Source organism: Parafilimonas sp. (assembly GCF_047606085.1).
Lineage (GTDB): Bacteria > Bacteroidota > Bacteroidia > Chitinophagales > Chitinophagaceae > Parafilimonas.
The window spans coordinates 1-19,757 of the sequence record NZ_JASGEX010000143.1 but is presented as its reverse complement, the minus strand read 5'-3'; the positions used below and the strand labels follow the sequence as shown (position 1 = coordinate 19,757).

Annotated in this window: 20 protein-coding genes; 15 read left to right on the top strand and 5 right to left on the bottom strand. The window is 43.3% G+C overall.

All coding sequences use genetic code 11. The features are described 5' to 3' along the window. The first annotated feature begins 310 nt into the window (after nt 1-310). Complete coding sequence (locus QM629_RS12775; RefSeq protein WP_415160267.1) at nt 311-493, top strand: hypothetical protein; 183 nt, start codon at nt 311-313, stop codon at nt 491-493. Next, on the top strand, nt 490-741 hold the full coding sequence (locus QM629_RS12770) for a type II toxin-antitoxin system death-on-curing family toxin (RefSeq protein ID WP_415160266.1): 252 nt from the start codon (nt 490-492) through the stop codon (nt 739-741). The genes QM629_RS12775 and QM629_RS12770 overlap by 4 nt, the downstream gene beginning before the upstream one ends. Nucleotides 742-868: 127 nt before the next feature. Here the strand turns inward: QM629_RS12770 and QM629_RS12765 are convergent, their stop codons facing one another. Next, nucleotides 869-1,816: a sterol desaturase family protein gene (locus QM629_RS12765; protein WP_415160265.1), complete on the bottom strand. Its 948-nt coding sequence runs from the start codon at nt 1,814-1,816 to the stop codon at nt 869-871. A gap of 182 nt (nt 1,817-1,998) precedes the next feature. Between QM629_RS12765 and QM629_RS12760 the strand changes: the two genes are divergently transcribed. From QM629_RS12760 to QM629_RS12730, 7 genes are all read left to right on the top strand, one after another. Further along, a complete protein-coding gene (locus tag QM629_RS12760) occupies nt 1,999-2,178 on the top strand; it encodes a hypothetical protein (RefSeq protein WP_415160264.1) in 180 nt (59 codons plus the stop codon). A 160-nt stretch (nt 2,179-2,338) separates the two neighbouring features. After that, the gene (locus QM629_RS12755; RefSeq protein ID WP_415160263.1) at nt 2,339-3,166 is read left to right on the top strand and encodes a thymidylate synthase; all 828 of its coding nucleotides are present in this window, start codon (nt 2,339-2,341) and stop codon (nt 3,164-3,166) included. Nucleotides 3,167-3,299: 133 nt separating this feature from the next. Next, the gene (locus QM629_RS12750) at nt 3,300-3,779 is read left to right on the top strand and encodes a dihydrofolate reductase (protein WP_415160262.1); all 480 of its coding nucleotides are present in this window, start codon (nt 3,300-3,302) and stop codon (nt 3,777-3,779) included. Between the two features lie 57 nt (nt 3,780-3,836). Beyond that, nucleotides 3,837-4,679: an O-methyltransferase gene (locus QM629_RS12745; protein ID WP_415160261.1), complete on the top strand. Its 843-nt coding sequence runs from the start codon at nt 3,837-3,839 to the stop codon at nt 4,677-4,679. A gap of 153 nt (nt 4,680-4,832) precedes the next feature. Next, nucleotides 4,833-5,957 (top strand): NAD(P) transhydrogenase subunit alpha, encoded by a 1,125-nt coding sequence (locus QM629_RS12740; RefSeq protein WP_415160260.1) that lies wholly within the window; start codon nt 4,833-4,835, stop codon nt 5,955-5,957. 236 nt (nt 5,958-6,193) lie between these two features. After that, the gene (locus QM629_RS12735; RefSeq protein ID WP_415160259.1) at nt 6,194-6,505 is read left to right on the top strand and encodes an NAD(P) transhydrogenase subunit alpha; all 312 of its coding nucleotides are present in this window, start codon (nt 6,194-6,196) and stop codon (nt 6,503-6,505) included. Between the two features lie 5 nt (nt 6,506-6,510). Next, nucleotides 6,511-7,950: an NAD(P)(+) transhydrogenase (Re/Si-specific) subunit beta gene (locus tag QM629_RS12730; RefSeq protein ID WP_415160258.1), complete on the top strand. Its 1,440-nt coding sequence runs from the start codon at nt 6,511-6,513 to the stop codon at nt 7,948-7,950. A 101-nt stretch (nt 7,951-8,051) separates the two neighbouring features. Here QM629_RS12730 and QM629_RS12725 read toward each other — a convergent pair whose 3' ends face one another. Continuing rightward, a complete protein-coding gene (locus QM629_RS12725; protein WP_415160257.1) occupies nt 8,052-9,467 on the bottom strand; it encodes an L-serine ammonia-lyase in 1,416 nt (471 codons plus the stop codon). 138 nt (nt 9,468-9,605) lie between these two features. Here QM629_RS12725 and QM629_RS12720 point away from each other — a divergent pair, with 138 nt between their 5' ends. Both QM629_RS12720 and QM629_RS12715 read left to right on the top strand, forming a co-directional pair. Beyond that, nucleotides 9,606-10,292, top strand: coding sequence for a DUF4397 domain-containing protein (locus tag QM629_RS12720; protein ID WP_415160256.1), 687 nt, complete (start codon nt 9,606-9,608; stop codon nt 10,290-10,292). 166 nt (nt 10,293-10,458) lie between these two features. After that, nucleotides 10,459-11,520 (top strand): NAD(P)/FAD-dependent oxidoreductase, encoded by a 1,062-nt coding sequence (locus QM629_RS12715; RefSeq protein WP_415160255.1) that lies wholly within the window; start codon nt 10,459-10,461, stop codon nt 11,518-11,520. Nucleotides 11,521-11,616: 96 nt separating this feature from the next. Here QM629_RS12715 and QM629_RS12710 read toward each other — a convergent pair whose 3' ends face one another. Then, nucleotides 11,617-12,942, bottom strand: coding sequence for a citrate (Si)-synthase (locus QM629_RS12710; RefSeq protein ID WP_415160254.1), 1,326 nt, complete (start codon nt 12,940-12,942; stop codon nt 11,617-11,619). A gap of 16 nt (nt 12,943-12,958) precedes the next feature. Beyond that, complete coding sequence (locus QM629_RS12705; RefSeq protein ID WP_415160253.1) at nt 12,959-13,306, bottom strand: Fic/DOC family N-terminal domain-containing protein; 348 nt, start codon at nt 13,304-13,306, stop codon at nt 12,959-12,961. Between the two features lie 543 nt (nt 13,307-13,849). Between QM629_RS12705 and QM629_RS12700 the strand changes: the two genes are divergently transcribed. From QM629_RS12700 to QM629_RS12685, 4 genes are all read left to right on the top strand, one after another. Next, nucleotides 13,850-15,751: a S9 family peptidase gene (locus QM629_RS12700; RefSeq protein ID WP_415160252.1), complete on the top strand. Its 1,902-nt coding sequence runs from the start codon at nt 13,850-13,852 to the stop codon at nt 15,749-15,751. Nucleotides 15,752-15,936: 185 nt separating this feature from the next. Then, on the top strand, nt 15,937-17,361 hold the full coding sequence (gene fumC / locus QM629_RS12695; protein WP_415160251.1) for a class II fumarate hydratase: 1,425 nt from the start codon (nt 15,937-15,939) through the stop codon (nt 17,359-17,361). Between the two features lie 65 nt (nt 17,362-17,426). Further along, nucleotides 17,427-18,308, top strand: a complete 882-nt coding sequence (locus QM629_RS12690) for a hypothetical protein (protein ID WP_415160250.1) — start codon at nt 17,427-17,429, stop codon at nt 18,306-18,308. Between the two features lie 349 nt (nt 18,309-18,657). Continuing rightward, a complete protein-coding gene (locus QM629_RS12685; protein ID WP_415160249.1) occupies nt 18,658-19,023 on the top strand; it encodes a hypothetical protein in 366 nt (121 codons plus the stop codon). A gap of 117 nt (nt 19,024-19,140) precedes the next feature. Here the strand turns inward: QM629_RS12685 and QM629_RS12680 are convergent. Then, the coding region (locus QM629_RS12680; protein WP_415160248.1) for a hypothetical protein at nt 19,141-19,757 on the bottom strand (617 nt) is incomplete at its 5' end.

Sequence of the window (19,757 nt, the reverse complement as noted above, 5' to 3'; positions counted from 1 at the left end):
GAAACACGATTAATAAAAGACCCCCGAATGGGGTTTAATTTAAATAGCCATCGGTGCAACCGGTGGGCAAATGAAACGGTTTTGATATTGAACCCCGCAAGGGTTCAACAAAAACATCAACATTTTTACCGTGAGTTTCGCTCACGGTTATTCAAATTCAAGCCCTTTGGGCTTAAGTTGACGGTTATGGTGTCTCACCGACCGGAGTGCCGCGTATGAAGCGAAAATTTGAAATGCGCCCAATTTTCACGCATCCTTTGTGTAATTTATGCATGAAAAATTTAATGTAGGTTTGAAAAAAAATTGTGTTATGCTAAACATAGAAGAACAACGGGAACGCATAGTAAATACTGTAAAATCGTTACCTGAAGACAAGCTGAATATAATAGAAGATATTTTAAAAAAATTACAGCAGGAAGAGCATTCTATTGATGAATGGTTTGAAATAGTTGCTGCACAATATGGTAGTACTTTACGGCGCCTGGCCCAATGATATCAAAAGAAGAAATATTAAGGCTGCATGCGCTATCCATAGAAAAGTTTGGCGGCGCTAACGGTATAAGGGATATAAACTTATTGGAAAGTGCTGTAGCAAGGCCATTCCTGGGTTTTGGTGAAGACCTGTTTTATAAAACAACCTTTGAGCAGGCGGCGGCTTTAGCAGAGAGCATCATAAAAAACCATCCTTTTATTGATGGTAATAAACGAACCGGGTTTTTGGCTGCGGCTGTTTCCTATTAAAAAATAATTTCCGGTTAACGGTTTCTGAAGATGAAGCCTACGATTTTGTTATCGCCATTGCGTCTTCCAAACAAGTTTTGAGGATATAGTAAAATGGTCGGAAACGCATACAGTTTCACTTCATTAATTATTTACCTGCCATTACTACAACTGCCTGTCCGTTATTTATTTCTGTATTGCCTAAGCCATCATCTTCTGCAACCCGCATTTCTGCGCTCGTCATGCGGCTGCCGTCGTGGCTCCAGCCGGGCGGGCCAAATAAATAACCTATACGATGCCTTAAACTGATGTTTTTCTGAAAAACGTCTTTCCACATTTGCGTCCATTCATGAAAAATAATGGTAATGCCATTGGGGTTTTCAATGTTTTTGGTGAGGCCATATTTTATCGGCTGATATTCTGTTTCAGGCAATTCTTCCTGGAAGGTGCTGAACAATTTATCCCATACAATTAAAAACATGCCCATGTTTTTATCAAGGTATTTCGGGTTGGATGCATGGTGCACGCGATGATGCGAAGGTGTTACGAGGATGTATTCCAGCCAGCCCATTTTATTGATCATTTCCGTATGCACAAAAATACCCCATATCTGCGTGGCAGAATACATGAACACAATGTCTATCGGCTTAAAACCAAGCCATGCCAAAGGAATAAAGTAAATAAAACGATACAGCGGCTGAAATACAGATGACCGGAACCCAACGGAAAAATTCAGTTTTTCCGAGCTGTGATGGGTAACATGGGTGGCCCAGAAGAAACGTATTTCATGATCAAAACGGTGCAGCCAGTAATACAAAAAATCTTCTGCCAGCAATAATATCATCCAATATAAAAAAGCATTATGCCATTGCATTACGGCATGTGAAAAAAAGTATTGCAGGATGGCAAGGTAAACAATGCGGAAAGCCAGGTCAATACCGGAATTTGCCAGCATCAGATAAAGATTAGTTACCGTATCTTTTAACGTGTATGTCTTGCGGTGACTGAGATGCGAAAGCAAAATCTCAAGCCCGATTATAATAAAATAAATGGGTGTTGAAATTAAAATGAGCCATTGTTCCCTTAAAGAATCCATTAAACAGGTGCAGCAGTTTAATTTAAAAGGGGTAAAGGTAATTGATGTGTTGTGAAAGATGCGTTAGAAAAATAAGAATAATTATTGGCTTAACCTCCGGCATGTAAATGGCATAGTGAGGCAGGCAACCATACCGTTACCGGACGGTATCATAATCACTTCTGCTGCTGAAAACGACCTGAATGTTTTTGGGGATTATTGGCATAATGCTGAAGGCAAATTATTTTTTTGGAGATAAGATGTATAAGGATGAAGACTGGTTTGAAGCCTTTGAAGAACAGACAGGCAGTAAAATGCTGACAGCAGTAAAAGCCGTATCAACAGTACGGCAGCCGGCCAACCCCTTATTGTTAATCAGATAAGCTCCGAGAAAAGCCGCAGCCATTTTTCCAAACACATGCACCAGAAGGAATACCATGCATCTCCCTTCCATCCTGCAGCAGATCCTGCTTTAATGCACACATTTCTAACAGCTTGTGGTTTACAGTTAATAACTAACGGCTTTCTTTTTACCTTGCAGCTATGCAGCAATACCAGCAATTATTACAATTTATCTTAGATAATGGCGCGCAGAAAACCGACCGCACCGGCACTGGCACCATCAGTTATTTTGGTTACCAGTTGCGTTTTAATTTAAGTGAAGGCTTTCCTCTGGTAACAACCAAAAAGGTTCATGTAAAAAGCATCATTTATGAGCTGCTCTGGTTTTTGCGCGGGGAAACCAATATCCGTTATTTAAAGGAGCATGGCGTAAGCATCTGGAATGAGTGGGCTGATGAAAACGGTGAGCTTGGCCCGGTTTATGGCAAACAATGGAGAAGCTGGCAGGGCGCCAATGGCGAAACCATTGACCAAATATCAGATGCCATCCATCAGATAAAAAATAATCCTGACAGCCGCCGCATCATCGTTAGCGCCTGGAATGTGGCCGATTTGCCCGAAATGGCTTTAATGCCCTGTCATAGTTTATTCCAGTTTTATATCTCACCCCCAACCCCTCACCAGAAAGAGCGGGGAGTGAACGGCTCACTAAGCTGCCAGCTTTACCAGCGCAGCGCTGATGTTTTTCTGGGCGTGCCTTTCAATATTGCATCGTATGCTTTATTAACTATGATGATGGCGCAGGTTTGCAACCTGGAAGCCGGCGATTTCATCCACACGTTTGGCGATGTGCATATTTATAATAACCACATTGAACAGGCGCAGTTGCAGCTTGCACGCACGCCATATCCTTTGCCAGGCATGAAATTGAACCCTGCGGTAAAAAATATATTTGATTTCAGGTTTGAAGATTTTACGCTGGAAAATTACCAGTTTCACCCTGCTATAAAAGCGCCGGTGGCGGTATAACGGCCCATCCAAACCTTCCCAAAGGAAGGCTTTCAAACAACTTGATTTTTATTGAACACATTAAATACTTTTGAACTTTCAAAAGCCTCCCTTCAGGGAGGTGGGAGGGGTTTTTATGATCAAATCAATCGTAGTGGCAGCATCAACAAACAACGCCATTGGAAAAGATAATCAGTTGCTCTGGCATTTGCCAAACGACCTTAAGTTTTTTAAAAATAAAACCTGGGCAATGCCGGTTTTAATGGGCCGGAAAAGTTTTGAATCGCTCGGTAAAAAGCCATTGCGGGGAAGGGTTAATATTGTGCTTAGTTCAAGCAGGTATTTTAAGCATGACGGGGTGGTACAGGTAAACAATTTAAAGAACGCCTATTTTTTTGCCCGCGAAAATGATTATAGAGAAATAATGATACTGGGCGGCGGCCATGTGTATGAGCAAACCATTGATGAGGCGGATAATATTTATATAACGAGGGTGCACCATGTTTTTGAAGATGCCGACGCTTTCTTTCCTGTTATTGACGAAAGCAAATGGAAACTTGTATTTAACGAAGACCATTATAAAGATGAAAAACATGCTTACGATTACAACTTCCAGCATTGGGTAAAAAAGTAAGCGCCGCCCTGAAAGTAGAAGAAATAAAATCACTAATTCATTAAACAGCCGTTAAGTTTGCGCATTCCGGAGGGCCGCATAAAACCCCTTCGGGGCAGGGGCATGTATTCTTCGGCACAACTGGCTTTTAAATATGTGAAATACTGGCTAACCGCATCAAACGGCAAAGGCCACGGTATTCATTCTCCTTTTGTGTTTGATTTTATAAACAATGTGCTTAATGATAAACGTGAGTTCGACAGTTTTCGGTTTATTGAAAATGTAAGGGCCGGATTAAGAGACAATGACACAGAAATAAATGTTCCCGATTTTGGTGCTGGTTCAAGAATGCAGTTACACAATAAACGAAAAATTTCGGCTATAGCCCGGTCTTCGCTCAAGCCAAAAAAATTCAGCCAGTTGCTTTTTCGCATTGTTCATTACTATAAACCGAAAAATATTTTGGAGCTTGGCACTTCGCTGGGCATAACCACTTCCTATTTGTCTGCAGCCAATCCATCCGCTCAGATTATTACAATGGAAGGCGCACCTGAAGTGGCGGCAACGGCAAAAAATAATTTTAAACAGTTACATCTTTCCAACATACGGGTTATTGAAGGTAATTTTGATGATAATCTTTTATCGGTTATCAGCCAACTGTCATCGGTTGACCTTGCCTTTATTGATGGCAACCACCGCAAAGCGCCAACGCTTGATTATTTCTGTCAATTGCTTGCTGCAGCAGGCCGTTCCGCCATTTTTATTTTTGATGATATTCATTGGAGCAGGGAAATGGAAGCAGCATGGGGAGAAATAAAAGCGCATCCCTCCGTAACGCTCACCGTTGATCTGTTTTTTATAGGGCTTGTTTTCTTTCGCACAGAACAAAAAATAAAACAGGATTTTGTTATACGGTTTTAAACAGAATGACTAAAGCCATAATCACATAAATTTGTGCATAACGGTAAAACCTGATTATGCTCAGGTTGATTAATGATGATGGACTGTTTTGCAGAAAACAAGCATATCTGATTTTACAACGGAACAAAAGCTTATAATTTTCAGGCCGAATTTATGACGATAGCCATCCTCAAAGAACCAGCTAATGAAACGAGGGTTTCGCTTCTTCCCGAAGCGGCGGCCACGCTTGCCAAACAAAACATACTTGTAAAGCTTGAAAAAAATGCCGGTGTACTGGCGTTTGCAGGCAACGAATCATATCAGTTAAAAAACATACATATTGTTGAGCCTGCTGATGCTTTAAGCACAGCCGATATTGTTTTATCCATACAGCCCTTATCGCCTGAAGCTATCAGCCGGTTAAAACCAAATACTATAATCATCGGCGTTTACCAGCCATTATTTAATTATGCAATCATGCAGCAACTGGCTGAAAAAAACCTTACCACATTCAGCCTTGATATGATGCCGCGCACCACCCGCGCACAAAGCATGGATGTATTAAGCAGCCAGGCAAATATTGCCGGTTATAAGGCAGTGCTGGAAGCGGCCAATACCTATCCCCGGTATTTTCCCATGTTCATGACGGCTGCCGGCAGCATTACGCCGGCAAAGGTTTTAATTCTTGGCGCAGGCGTTGCAGGTTTGCAGGCCATTGCCACCGCAAGGCGTTTGGGAGCCGTGGTGGAAGTATTTGATACAAGGCTTGCCGTGAAAGAAGAAGTGATGAGCCTCGGCGCAAAGTTTATAGAAGTGGAAGGCGCCGCCGACGCGTCTGCAGCCGGTGGGTATGCGGTGGAGCAAACGGAAGCATACAGGCAGAAACAACAGCAAAAAATAGCAGCGTCTGTGGCTAAAGCTGATGTGGCAATAACGACCGCACAAATTCCTGGGAAGAAAGCGCCCGTGTTAATTACAGATGACATGCTGGATAATATGAAGCCCGGTTCTGTAATTATTGACCTGGCTGCGGCCACCGGCGGCAATACCCTGCAAACAAAAAACAATGAAACGGTACATTATAAAAATATAACCATTATCGGCAACAGTAATCTTGCGGCAACCATGCCCGGCGATGCCAGCAAGTTATATGGCAAAAACGTGCTGAGCTTTTTGCAGCTCATCATAACAAAAGAGGGGTTGATCAATTTAAATTTTGAAGATGATATTGTTGCAGGCTGCTGCATTACGCATGGCGGCAAAGTGGTGAATGAAAGAGTGCAGGGATTGATAAGTTGATTAGTTGATATGTTGAGTAGTTAAGGGAATCAGGAATTTGTAATTAGGAATAAACTTGTGAACAAGTGAACGTGTGAACCTTTTAACAAATTAAAGAGAGGTTGACAGGTTGAAGTGTTTTTACATGGTCAGACGCTTCAAAGCGTCTGACCAATAATTTAATCGCACAGAAGAAACAGAGCCAACAGAGCTTTTCTCTGTTAGCTCTTTCACGCTGTGCACAAAAGATAAAAATTATGCTAAACTGGATAAATGAAAACCAGCAGTACATCTACATTGTAGTGCTCATGATCTTCCTGGGCATTGAAGTAATAGGCCGCGTACCGGCTGTTTTGCATACGCCTTTAATGAGCGGGGCTAATGCTATTCATGGCGTGGTCATCATTGGCGCCATTATCGTAATGGGCAAAGCAGAAAATAATAATTACCTGGCATTGATACCCGGGTTTCTTGCTGTGATACTGGGCACCTTGAATGTGGTGGGCGGATTTGTTGTAACCAATCGCATGCTGGAAATGTTTAAAGGCAAAAAAGAAAAAAAACGATAGTGTAAATGTTGTCAGAATTGCTTACGGTAATTTATATAATCGCATCAGTCAGCTTTATTATTGGGCTTAAAATGTTATCCAGCCCTGCAAAGGCGCGCAACGGCAACCTGATTGCAGCGGCAGGAATGACAATCGCCATTCTCGGGACTATTTTTTTATATAAAGATGAATATGGCCAGTCATTACATAACTATGGGTGGATTTTCGGGGGCATTATAACAGGCGCTATTGCGGGAACGCTTGCTGCAAAAAAAGTGAAGATGACCGCCATGCCCGAGATGGTAAGTTTGTTCAATGGCATGGGCGGCGCCTGCGCCATGCTGATCGCTGTGGTTGAGTTCAATCATATAAGTGAAGTGTTTTATAAACCAGGCTGGAGTGAAGTGCCCTGGAAAATTAATGGGGCAATCATTGGCCATTTGCTTACCATGTATGCCGGCGCTTTTATTGGCAGCGTTTCATTTGCCGGCAGCATAATTGCCTGGGGCAAACTAAATGGAAAGATCAAAGATTTTTCTTTTAAAGGGCAGCATATCTTCAATATCGTATTATTATTTGTAATTATAGGCCTGGTCATCTTCTTATCGTTTGGCCTTAACCCGTTTAACTATGAACTGTTTTATCTTATTCCGCTTTTATCGCTTGCTTATGGGGTGCTGTTTGTATTTCCCATTGGCGGGGCCGATATGCCGGTTGTAATTTCTTTGCTCAATTCATTCACCGGCGTGGCTGCAGCCTGCGGTGGATTTTTATACAATAATAAAGTAATGCTCACAGGCGGTATCCTCGTTGGCGCTGCCGGCACATTGCTCACCATGCTTATGTGCAAGGCCATGAACCGCAGCTTAAAGAATGTATTGATAGGCAATTTTGGCGGAGGGAATGCCGTTGCTGCACAAAGTAAAGCAGGAGGAAGCTATAAAGAAATAAGCATAAGCGATGCCGCCGTTGCCATGGCTTATGCAAAAAAAATAATGATTGTTCCGGGTTATGGCCTGGCGGTGGCACAGGCGCAGCATGCCTGCCATGAACTGGAGAACATGCTGGAGGAAAAAGGCGTGGAAGTGCAGTATGCCATACATCCCGTTGCAGGAAGAATGCCCGGCCACATGAATGTTTTATTAGCCGAAGCGGATGTGAGCTACGATAAGCTGCTTGAAATGGAACATGCCAACAACGAGTTTAAAACCACAGATGTGGTATTAATTCTTGGCGCCAACGATGTGGTAAACCCTGCAGCCAAAACAGATGCATCTTCGCCCATTTATGGCATGCCGGTTCTGGAAGTGGAAGATGCAAAAATGGTTATTGTAAACAAGCGCAGCATGAAGCCGGGTTATGCAGGTATAGAGAATGCGCTTTTCTTTAAGCCCAAAACATCTATGTTATTCGGCGATGCAAAGAATGTGCTGCAGCAGTTGGTAGCTGAAGTGAAAGCGTTGTGAATAATGTTAAACGTTTAAAGTTTAATGTTCCGGGGTTCACGAGTTTTAAATGTTCACAAGTTAACTGCATCCGCAGCAACCCAACCTTAAACTTTAAACGTTTAACATTCTTTCAACCCCAGCGGTATATTTAATGCCAGCCCGCCTTCGGCCGTTTCCTTATATTTTGAATTCATATCTATGGCCGTGTCCCACATGGTTTTAATCACTTTATCCAAACTCACCCTGGCATAATCGGGCGCGCTTTGCAGCGCAAGCTGCGAAGCGGTTATCGCTTTAATGGCGCCCATTGTATTGCGTTCTATGCAGGGTATCTGTACCAGCCCCCCAATGGGATCACAGGTAAGTCCAAGATGATGTTCCATGGCAATTTCCGCAGCCATTAAGGCCTGCCTTTGCGTGCCGCCCAAACTTTCAGTGAGGGCTGCTGCGGCCATGGATGATGACACGCCTATTTCTGCCTGGCATCCGCCCATGGCCGCCGATATGGTGGCTTCTTTTTTAAATATGCTGCCCACCTCAGAAGCGGTTAAAAGAAAGCGTATGATCTTGTCCTCATCATCGCCATCACAAAATGCAACAAAGTATTGCAGCACGGCCGGTATTACACCGGCTGCACCGTTGGTTGGCGCTGTAACAACGCGGCCAAACGAGGCATTCTCTTCATTTACCGCCAGCGCAAAGCAACCCACCCAGTCTAAAATATACCGAAACGAGTTGCCGCCGTTCCGGATAACTTTTGTCCAGGAGTGGTAATCATAATAATCGCTTTGTTTTATCAGTTTCTTATTCAGCTCAAAAGCCCGGCGGCGCACATGCAGGCCGCCTGGCAATTCTCCTTTGGTATGGCAGCCGCGATACATGCATGCTTTCATCGTTTCCCATATCTGTATTAAGCCCTGCCTGGTTTCTGCTTCACTGCGCCAGGCATGTTCATTTTCCATCACCACTTCATGAATAGATAAACCTGTTTTCATGCACCAGTGCAACAGGTCAGCAGCCGTATTTACAGGAAAAGGCAAATCAACTTTAACCGTATTTTTCTGATCTTCATTTTCCTTAACCACAAAGCCGCCGCCAATTGAATAAAATGTTTCGCTTATTTGCATGCCATCATTGCAATCAGCAAGAAAACGTAAACCGTTTGGATGAAAGGGCAGGGTTTCATGCATCAAAAAAACAACGTCAGCATGAATTGCTTTATCACTGTTCAAGAGCAATTTTTTTTCTGCATTAATACGTTCAACTTTTGATGCAATGGCATTTACATCTGTAGTAACGGGGTCTTCGCCGCATAAACCCATAAGAACAGCGATATCCGTTCCATGGCCTTTGCCGGTTTTGGCAAGCGAGCCATACAGCAATACGGTAACAGATTTTGTTTGATTAGATATATGCTTTTCCTGAAGCGTTTTTATAAACCGCAGCGCGGCCCGCCATGGCCCTAAAGTATGGGAGCTTGAAGGGCCTACGCCTATCTTAAACATATCAAAAACAGAAATAGGTTCGTGCGGCATATATGTGCAAATTAAGCAGCAGGTTTTATTTAACGCAATTAAAAAAATTGAAGGCTTTGCAACCCTTTTAACTTTTATTCAGTCAGCTTGCATACAATATTTTATTAACTAACGTTTTTATTAAAAAGATTAAAAGTTATGAAAAAAACCTTTGTACATGCGGCGGTGGCTTTTGGTATTTTATCTTTTGCTTCCTGTTTGAAAGAAAATGATGGCACAACAAACCCAACGCAGAGTGCTTTAATGGTTGCTAATTATTCGCCGGACGCGTCCAGCCTGTATGTTACTTTAAACTCCAAGAGTTATATTTCCGGCCTTTCTTATGGCTATCTTGCAGGATATAGCCTTGTTACGGCAGGCACGTATGATGCCGGCATTGCTTCTTCATCTTCAAGCATTCTTTCAGATTCAATCACGCTTGAAGCAAACAAGTATTACAGTTATTTTATTATTGATTCTCTTGCAAGCCTTACATATGCTTTCTTTGAAGATAATCTTGTAGAGCCTTCTTCTGATTCTGTGTATGTAAGGTTCTTACATTTTTCCCCTGATGCAGGTACCATTAATTTTCGCGACTCAGCTACGGAAAATTATTTTTCAAAATCGAGAACTTTCAACGACCAGGAAGCAACTACTGCCTACACGGCTTTTACCAGGATGGCAGCAGATACCATTACTTTTCAGCTTATAAATGCCGACAGCGCGATAATAGCAAGCCAGAAAGATACTTTAGTGGGCGGGCATATTTACACTATTCTTGCCAAAGGCTTTTTAAATGGAACGGCTTCAGATACATTGGCAGTTGGTACAATCCAGAATTATTGATTTAATCCCTTTGGAAAGTTGTTTAAATTTTATCGCACGTAAAACCAGGGCTAACAGAAGCATTATTTCTTGAGGCGATCTTTTGCCCTGTTCAAAAAACCGCTTTGCATAAGAGCGGTTTTTTATTGCCCTGCTGCAGCAAACATAGTTTCATTAACATTGCAGCATGGCGGTTGATTATATCATCATAGGGCAGGGCATTTGCGGCACATGGATTGGTTATTACCTGTTGAAAGAAAACAAAAGCTTTATTGTTATTGATAAGGGCAATTTGCAAAGCGCAAGCCATGCAGCCGGCGGCCTGATAAATCCTGTTACCGGCAGAAGGGTGGTAACAACCTGGATGGCAGAAGCGTTGTTGCCTTTTGTATGGAAGGAATACATTGCTTTTGGCAGCGCTTTAAACCTGCATTGCATAGATCAAAAAAACAGTTTGGCATTTCCATCTGCCACAGACCTGCAGCAGGCTTTTATGGAAAGAATAAAACAGCAAAACAGTTTTATACAACAGCCTTCCGTTTCAAGGGAAACATTGCGCCATGCATTTAATTTTCCTTTTGATGTGTTTGAAATAAATCCCTGTTATGTTATAAAAATGCAGGCATTGCTGCATGCTTTTCGTGCGCACCTTACAGAAAAAAATATTTTAAGAGAAGAAGTTTTTGATGAAAACGAATTACAGGAAGGCGAGGGTTTTATTGACTACAAGGGCATAAAAGCAACAAAGATTATTTATGCTGACGGCATCTGCTCATCGCAAAGCAGGTATTGGAAAAATTTACCTTTCGTGCAAAACAAAGGCCAGGCGCTGGTAATACAGGCAGAAGGGTTGAATGCATCCTATACTTATAAACTCGGGCATCTTACACTGGTTTCATTGAAAGATAATGTATGGTGGGCGGGCAGCAGCAACGAGCTTGATTTTACAACCGCTGCGCCAACAGAGGCGTTTAAAGCAAGAACAACAGCATTGCTCCAATCAATATTGAAAAAAGATTTTACGGTTACAGGTCATTGGTCGGCATTGCGGCCGGCTACAGTGGAGCGCAGGCCCTTTATTGGATTCCATCCTCAATATAAAAATGTGGGTATTTTAAATGGAATGGGCTCGAAAGGCTGCTCGCTTGCCCCGTGGTTTGCCCGGCAACTTGTACAAAATATGCTGTATGATGCACCGCTGGATGCATTGGCTGATGTAAGCCGTTTTGCCAAAGCCTTATCGCGATAGCGGCAATAAAAAACATCGCAACATGATGCTGCAATGTTTATAAGAAATTTCACTCCTTGTTGGTGACAACACCACCAAGGGGTTGGGTACTGATCATTAACCTTCCCAAATTTCATCTTTGCCTTCCAGCCAAAGCTTCACAGATGCTGTGGTAACAGATTTTGGCCTTTCCAGCGGAAAGCTTAAGGCCCTGTCCCAGCATAAGCTTGCCAGTACGCCCAAGGCCCGGCTTACTGCAAATAGTACCGTATAAAACTCATATTCAACCATGCCGTAATGTACCAGCAGGGCGCCGCTGTGCGCATCCACGTTGGGCCAGGGATTTTTCACTTTTCCAAGGCTTTGCAAAATGGGTGGCACCGTTTCATAAATATTCCAAACGGTTTGCACCAGCGCGTCATCGGGCATGTGCCTTTTGCCAAATTCCATTTGCGCTATAAAGCGGGGATCGGTTTTGCGCAGCACAGCATGTCCGTAGCCGGGCACCACCTTGCCTTCGGCCAGTGTTTTTCTTACATACGCTGCAATTTGATCTTTGGCAGGGCTTTTGGTTTGCAGTTCATCCTGCATGTCAAATATCCATTTTATCACTTCCTGGTTAGCCAGGCCATGCAGCGGGCCGGCCAGTCCATTCATGCCTGCGGCATAAGATAAATAAGGATCGCTTAGTGCAGACCCTACAAGATGCGTGGTATGGGCAGAAACATTGCCGCCTTCATGGTCGGAATGTATGGTCATGTATAATCGCATTAACGATTTAAAGCTTTCGCGGGTATAGCCAAGCATGTGTGCCAGGTTGCCGGCCCAGTCCAGCAGGCCGTTAGGATTAATATGCTGGTTGTTTTTATATTTTCTCCTGTACACATAAGCGGCCACATGCGGAATGCGCGCAAGCAGATCCATCGTATCATCAAAAACGGCTGACCAGTAATCTTTTTTATTCATGCCGGCAGCATATTGCTGTGCAAATTTGCTTTCCGTTTGCAGGGCCATGATACCGGTTACATACATCGTCATAGGGTGCGCCGATAATGGCAATGCATCAATTGCGGCAAAAACGTGACCGGGTATATGGCTTCTGCGCTGCCAGATAGCTGTTATATTATTGGCATCTTCAGCAGTGGGCAGTTCACCGATCAGCAATAAATAAAAAAGGCCTTCCGGCAGGGGCTCGCTGCCGCCGGGCGCTTTCGGCAATTTGGCTCTCAGTTCAGGTATGGTGTAGCCGCGAAAGCGTATGCCTTCCTGTGCATCCAGTAAACTGGTTTCCGTTACAAGTCCTGTCATGCCGCGCATGCCCTGGTAAATTTGGGCAAGCTTTACTTCCCCAATTATTTTGTTACCATTTTTCGCAAGGATTTCCTTTATTTCTGCGGCAGCTATATCGGCTTTTTCTTTAAACTTGGCTCTTAATACATCCATGAATTCGTATTTGTTTTTAGCTGATAATTGTTTGCAAACTGTTGAGCCCGGCAAGCAGCGGACTTTGCTTTTTCATGTGGCGCTTCCATGAATATACTCCATTCATGCCAGCAGCTAACGATTTATACAGTTTATCGTTTGTAGTAATGATGTTTTCTGTTACGGAACCTGCTTTGGTTGCCTGCAGATAAATGGCGCCGGAAAATAAATTGGGGTTAGGCAGGTTCAACAGAGCGTCATTAAATTGTGCCAAAGCCCTGTCTGCCGAAATGCTTTTCCGAAGGATATTTTTTGTTTCAATATTAGCTTTAAGCGGCAATAAAGGCAGGTTGCTATATGGTACTTTGCGATCAAATCTGCTCATATCTTTCAAATGTAAGCTTTACGCTCGTTTTCTGAACGAGGGTAAAAATACTAAAAATTTACTCCCGCTAAAATAATGAAGGTAAAAAATGCCCTTGCGGCAATAAATCCAGGTAACCGGCACAAGGCATGCAGACAACTACTATGGAAATATTAAAGCGTCACCTGTTTTGTATTGCCGTTAATAGAATTCCGCACTGCACCTGTTTTTATTCGTACAAGTTTGATTTTTCAATGGCCTCATGGAACCTCGCTATGTACATTCCCCTGTGTGAGAAAAATTATCATGCTCGGTTTCATTCGTACAAGTTTGTTTTTTCAATGGTCTCATGGAACCTCGCTATGCACATTCCCCTGTGTGAGAAAAATTATCATGCTCGGTTTCATTCGTACTTAATTAAAACTAATCAGAAAAAATCCATTCCACGCCCGGTTTATGGATTATTGTACTTTTACCCTAATTGTTTCGATTTTAATGACTGAATAAAAGGCCTGTTGATTTAAGGCGTTACATAAGACCGCTGAAAAAACAAAACATTGACGAATGAAAAGAAAATTTCTACTGCTGCTTGTGGTGGCGCCTTTGTTTAGCCTTGCACAAAATGTAATGACGCCGGAACTGCTATGGAAACTCGGAAGGCTGAATGCTATTGGTATTTCAAAAGATAAAAAATACCTGGTGTATTCGGTGAGCACGCCGGATGTTGCAACAAATAAAAGCACCACCAAATCGTACCGCATTCCTGTTGCCGGCGGCGCAGCAGAAGAAATAACAAATGCTGATACGCTTGTACCCAATACGCATATTTCTTACGATGGCAAATGGCAGGTGAGCGCTGCTGATGTAAAGATCATGAATGTATATGGCAGCGATTTTTACCCCGATCTGCCAAAGAGCAATGCCATGATTTATAACTCGCTCATGTACCGGCACTGGGATGAATGGGAAGATGGAAAATTCAGCCATATATTTTTAAATAAAGCGGGCGATACAGCAAAGAAAGATTTAATGGCCGGCCAGCCTTACGACTGCCCGCAAAAACCTTTTGGCGGCAATGAAGATTATATATTCAACCCCGATGGCAGGCATGTAGTGTATGTAACCAAACAAAAGCAGGGAACGGCTTACACCATCAGCACCAATACCGATCTGTTTGAATACAATATAGAAACCGGCGAAACAAAAAACCTTACCGAAGGCATGATGGGCTACGACATTAATCCGGCTTACAACAGCAAAGGCGAACTGGCCTGGCTGAGCATGAAGCGGGATGGCTATGAATCAGACAAGCAGGATATAATTGTTTCAGATGGTATTACTAAAATGAATTTAACCGGCAGCCGCGATAATATTCACGTGGAAAGTTTTAAATGGAGTGATGATGGTAAAAAAATATATTTCATCGCCCCGGTTGATGGTGCGCTGCAATTGTTTGAAGTGAATTATCCCGGTAAAACGAGAATGGCGGTTGTGGTCCGTCAAATAACAAAAGGTGATTTTGATATAAGCGGTATTGTTGGCGAAGTAAACAACACTTTATATGTAACAAGAACAGATTTTAACCATGCAACAGAAATTTATGCGTTGGATGTTAAGTCTTCCGCACTTAAACAAATAACGCGTGTGAATGATGATACATACAATTCGCTGGCTTTATGTTCCTGGAAAAAAAGATATGTAACCACAACCGATAACAAACAAATGGTGGTGTGGCTAATACTGCCGCCCAATTTTGATTCAACCAAAAAATATCCAACGCTTTTATACTGCCAGGGTGGTCCGCAAAGCCCGGTTTCGCAGTTCTATTCTTTCAGATGGAATTTTCAGTTAATGGCTTCCAATAATTATATAATTGTTGCGCCCTGCCGTCGCGGCATGCCCGGCTTTGGCACCGCCTGGAATGAAGCGGTAAGTAAAGACTGGGGCGGGCAGGTATTGAAAGATTATCTCAGCGCTATTGATGATGCTTCCATCTTGCCCTATATTGATACGTCAAAACGCGGCTGCGTGGGCGCCAGCTTTGGTGGTTTCAGCGTATATGCTTTGGCAGGCATACATAACCATCGTTTCAAAACCTTTTTGGCGCATGACGGCGTGTTTGATTTTCGCAGCATGTATGGCACCACTGATGAAATGTGGTTTGAGAACTGGGAAAAAGGCGGCGCTTACTGGGAGGTGAACAATGCTGTTGCGCAGCGGTCTTTCAGCCAGAGCCCCAGCAATTTTGTGCAGCATTGGGATACGCCAATCATGATCGTTCAGGGCGGCAAAGATTACCGTGTGCCGGTTGAACAGGGCCAACAGGCTTTCCAGGCGGCGCAGTTAAAAGGCATCAAAAGCCGCTTTTTGTTTTTGCCTGATGAGAATCACTGGGTATTGAAGGCGCAGGATGCCATGGTTTGGCAGTATGAATTTTTTAAATGGCTGAAGGAAACGCTGGAGTGAACATTAAAGTTTCAATTATTTAAAATAAGTCAGCAAAAATCTATTTAAGAATATTGCCAACAAATGCACAGATTTTTATTTGTGCATCTGGGGCAAACAAAATAAAATTTACAGCAATATAATTCCGCTTTTCGTCCCTTCATCTCCCCGTTCAGGATTAACTTTGCGGCGACAAAATTTTTTATATGGAATACAGGATAGAAAAAGATACTATGGGTGAAGTAAAAGTGCCTGCCAATGTGTACTGGGGCGCTCAAACAGAACGCAGTGTGGAGAATTTTAAGATTGCACAGGATATTAATAAAATGCCGAAACCTGTCATCCGGGCTTTTGCTTATCTTAAAAAAGCCGCTGCGCTTGCCAATTTTGAACTGGGTGTTTTGCCTGCTGAAAAGAAAGATGCCATAGCTGCTGTGTGCGATGAAATGCTTGATGATACATTAGACGGCCAGTTTCCCCTTGTGGTTTGGCAAACCGGCAGCGGCACGCAGAGCAATATGAATGTGAATGAGGTGATTGCCTATCGTGCGCATGTTTTGCATGGCGGTAAATTAACCGATAAAGAAAAGTTTTTGCACCCGAATGATGATGTAAACAAATCACAGAGCAGCAATGATACGTTCCCTACGGCCATGCATATCGCCGCTTATAAAATGCTGGTGGAAACAACCATTCCCGGCCTGGAAAAGCTGCGTGATACCTTAAAAGAAAAAAGCAGGGCATGTATGCACGTGGTAAAAATCGGCCGCACCCATTTTATGGATGCCACGCCGCTTACGCTCGGGCAGGAATTCAGCGGCTATGTTTCGCAACTGGATCATGGCATAAAAGCTATTAAAAATACATTGCTGCATTTATCAGAACTGGCGCTGGGCGGCACGGCTGTGGGCACAGGCATCAACACGCCAAAAGGGTATGCCGGGCTGGTGGCGAAAAAAATTGCTGAATTAACCGGGCTTCCTTTCATTACCGCAGAAAATAAATTTGAAAGCCTGGCGGCGCATGATGCCATCGTGGAAGCGCACGGCGCTTTAAAAACGGTGGCTGTAAGCCTGATGAAAATTGCCAACGATATACGCATGCTTTCTTCCGGGCCAAGGGCTGGTATCGGCGAAATTCATATCCCGGATAATGAGCCGGGCTCCTCCATTATGCCGGGCAAGGTAAACCCAACGCAATGCGAGGCATTAACTATGATCGCTGCGCAGGTAATGGGCAATGATGTGGCCATTAATATTGGCGGCGCCACCGGCCATTTTGAACTGAATGTATTCAAGCCAATGATGATCTACAATTTTTTGCACAGCGCCAGATTAATAGGGGAGGGCTGTGCCTCCTTCAACGATAAATGCGCCGCAGGCATTGAGCCTATTGAAGCCAATATAAAGAAACATGTGGAGAACAGCCTGATGCTGGTTACAGCGCTCAATACAAAAATTGGTTATTATAATGCTGCAGCCATTGCACAGGATGCGCACAAGCGCGGCATTACCTTAAAACAGGCTGCTCTCGAATACAAACTTAAAGGCCTTGATTTTGAGCATCTCACGCCGGAGCAATTTGACGCATGGGTGATTCCGGCCGGCATGGTGGGCGAATTAAAAAACTAAGTTCACCAAAGCGGAGACAATTTATTGAGATGGCCGCACGTTATTAAACCCGAACAACATCATACATGAATAAAAATTTTATTTACTTATTGGTGGTAACCTGCTTCCTGCTTTTTTTCTCCTGCCAGAAAGAATACAGTTATGAAGAGGGAAGCGTACTGGCTGCGGAAGGAAGTTTACTGGATTCTTCCGGCGACTGCCTTCCCAGTACAATATACGGCACTTACTATAACGGCATAACGCCGGGCAGTGATACAGCCTATGTGGAAATAGAGGTGAATGTAACACAAACAGGATCGTATAATATCCAGTCTGATACGCTCAACGGCCTGAGCTTTTCCGATTCGGGCTATTTCAGCAGTACAGGTATTAATATCGTGCAGCTTAAACCCAATGGCACGCCTATTATTTATACAACGTCCACCTATTCTTACAGCTTCGACAGTACAACCTGCTCTTTTTCCCTTACCGTGCAGGATAGTACAGGAACCGGGCTGGGAAGCGATTCTACAAGCGCTGACAGCACGGTAAGCGTGGGCGATGATTCCTGGCAGTTTGTTGCCAATGGCCAAACTTTCTCCGGCTCCATAGAACTTGCCCAGTCTGTTGCGGCAACTTCGGGAAACCAGCTTGTAATTGCCGGCGTAATGGAATCCGGGGGTACGGATACGGCATTTGGGCTAACGGTACAATTTACGGGCACCACAGTGGATACGGGCAGTTATGTAACTTCTGATACCGGTACTATTTTCTCTTTCACAGATGCTACGGCCGGCAATATTATTTATGCAGCTAACACTACCGCCGACCCGGTCATCACCATTAAATTATTGAGTTACGATAGCTCAACCAATATTGTGACGGGCACTTTTAGCGGCAACGCTTATGATGTGGATGGAAATACGGTGCCCATAACCGACGGGCAGTTTAGCGCTACCCTGGAATAGGTAATTTACACAGCAGGCGCTTCAGTCCGGGCACAGATTTTACGCCCGTAATTACATTATGTTATGATACAACAAAAGAAATGAAGGCAGGTTCTCAGGCCAATGCACTTGCCAGCATAGGCGCAGTAATGCCCGGCTGTAAAGAATAATAATTTTTCATCCGTATTGTATAGTTAAATGCGTTCCTGAAAGAGCGCATTTAATGTTTGCAGCAAGGCAAAGCAAAAAAACTTGTTGTAGAAAATAAAAATGCATTTTAGTTTTTTAAAAAACTTCGTAAATTTAAATCGCATTCATTTAATGCTTAGAATTATAACTATTCAGTCTTTCTTAACTAAAACTAACAAACATGAAAAAGTCAGCGTTAATCATTGTGCTGCTTGCAGCCGCCTTCCAGCTTCAAAGTTTTAAAACGGTTAACCCAAAGGAAAAGCATATCATTTTCCGGAAAAGCCATGCTACGGTTTCCTGGCCTATAAGAGGAACAGAAACAAATACAAAGGGTGATATATATTATGAAGTTTATGGAAGTGGTACTATCGCCACATCTGTATATTTAAAAAATACTACAACAGGATATGAGGCGACATACACTTTATCTTACGATGGCGGGCAGGCGGAATATACAACCGCTATTAGTAAGACGAATTTTGGCGCCAGCGGTTTTGGTGTAACACCCTCTTCAGGATATGTGGTTTTTATTGCTGAAATATAGGTTCTCAACTGAGTTTCTTTTCATACCCATTCTCGGATATATTTCCTTCCGTAAACAATGATGTTTGGGGTTCGAGGCAGCTTCAGGCCCTGTAACATCTATAAATCCTGCAACAGCTTATTCCTGTTTGAGATAGGTTTTAAATTTCCCGTTAATAATTTTTCTTAATGTGCCTGTGGGGTAATAATACAGGTTGCCGTAAAAAGTGCCTTCCGTCAATCCACTGGTGCGGTCAAGGGTTAAATTGACTGTTAGTGTTGACTGTACTGTTGAGTTTTGAACATCACCGTACAATACGGCGCTACTGTAATATAGAGTTATAACAGCATGGGACTTCCCATAGTCAGTAGCCTGAGTATAAGTACCCGATGTGAGAGAAGATGTTCCGATTATTGTAATATCAAAGGTAGTATCACCCGAATAAATACTATCTCCTACAGCTCCTTTTATATTTAAGGAGATATTGTAAACAGCATCTGTGTTAGTAGTAAAATAAGCGCTGTCCAGCACCCCGCTGTAAGTTATTTTTTTCAAGCTGTCTGTAAACTCCCAACTGCCAGGGTAGGAAAAGGTGGTTATATTAATGGTGGCCATGCAGGTGTTGGGCGATATGTTTATGGGGATTGACGTAACCCCGGTGTCAGCAGGTGAGCCAGCGCCCTTCGCCACAATGGTATCCTTCCCGGTGGCATAAAACACGCCGCTGGCCGAAAAGGTCATGCCATTGGTGGTGG

What these genes read in the sequence shown, in the direction of transcription:
- QM629_RS12775 (WP_415160267.1), top strand. Translation starts at nt 311, where the DNA reads ATGCTAAACATAGAAGAACAACGGGAACGCATAGTAAATACTGTAAAA.
- QM629_RS12770 (WP_415160266.1), top strand. Translation starts at nt 490, where the DNA reads ATGATATCAAAAGAAGAAATATTAAGGCTGCATGCGCTATCCATAGAA.
- QM629_RS12765 (WP_415160265.1), bottom strand. Translation starts at nt 1,816, where the DNA reads ATGGATTCTTTAAGGGAACAATGGCTCATTTTAATTTCAACACCCATT.
- QM629_RS12760 (WP_415160264.1), top strand. Translation starts at nt 1,999, where the DNA reads ATGTTTTTGGGGATTATTGGCATAATGCTGAAGGCAAATTATTTTTTT.
- QM629_RS12755 (WP_415160263.1), top strand. Translation starts at nt 2,339, where the DNA reads ATGCAGCAATACCAGCAATTATTACAATTTATCTTAGATAATGGCGCG.
- QM629_RS12740 (WP_415160260.1), top strand. Translation starts at nt 4,833, where the DNA reads ATGACGATAGCCATCCTCAAAGAACCAGCTAATGAAACGAGGGTTTCG.
- QM629_RS12735 (WP_415160259.1), top strand. Translation starts at nt 6,194, where the DNA reads ATGCTAAACTGGATAAATGAAAACCAGCAGTACATCTACATTGTAGTG.
- QM629_RS12730 (WP_415160258.1), top strand. Translation starts at nt 6,511, where the DNA reads ATGTTGTCAGAATTGCTTACGGTAATTTATATAATCGCATCAGTCAGC.
- QM629_RS12725 (WP_415160257.1), bottom strand. Translation starts at nt 9,467, where the DNA reads ATGCCGCACGAACCTATTTCTGTTTTTGATATGTTTAAGATAGGCGTA.
- QM629_RS12720 (WP_415160256.1), top strand. Translation starts at nt 9,606, where the DNA reads ATGAAAAAAACCTTTGTACATGCGGCGGTGGCTTTTGGTATTTTATCT.
- QM629_RS12715 (WP_415160255.1), top strand. Translation starts at nt 10,459, where the DNA reads ATGGCGGTTGATTATATCATCATAGGGCAGGGCATTTGCGGCACATGG.
- QM629_RS12710 (WP_415160254.1), bottom strand. Translation starts at nt 12,942, where the DNA reads ATGGATGTATTAAGAGCCAAGTTTAAAGAAAAAGCCGATATAGCTGCC.
- QM629_RS12705 (WP_415160253.1), bottom strand. Translation starts at nt 13,306, where the DNA reads ATGAGCAGATTTGATCGCAAAGTACCATATAGCAACCTGCCTTTATTG.
- QM629_RS12700 (WP_415160252.1), top strand. Translation starts at nt 13,850, where the DNA reads ATGAAAAGAAAATTTCTACTGCTGCTTGTGGTGGCGCCTTTGTTTAGC.
- fumC (WP_415160251.1), top strand. Translation starts at nt 15,937, where the DNA reads ATGGAATACAGGATAGAAAAAGATACTATGGGTGAAGTAAAAGTGCCT.
- QM629_RS12690 (WP_415160250.1), top strand. Translation starts at nt 17,427, where the DNA reads ATGAATAAAAATTTTATTTACTTATTGGTGGTAACCTGCTTCCTGCTT.
- QM629_RS12685 (WP_415160249.1), top strand. Translation starts at nt 18,658, where the DNA reads ATGAAAAAGTCAGCGTTAATCATTGTGCTGCTTGCAGCCGCCTTCCAG.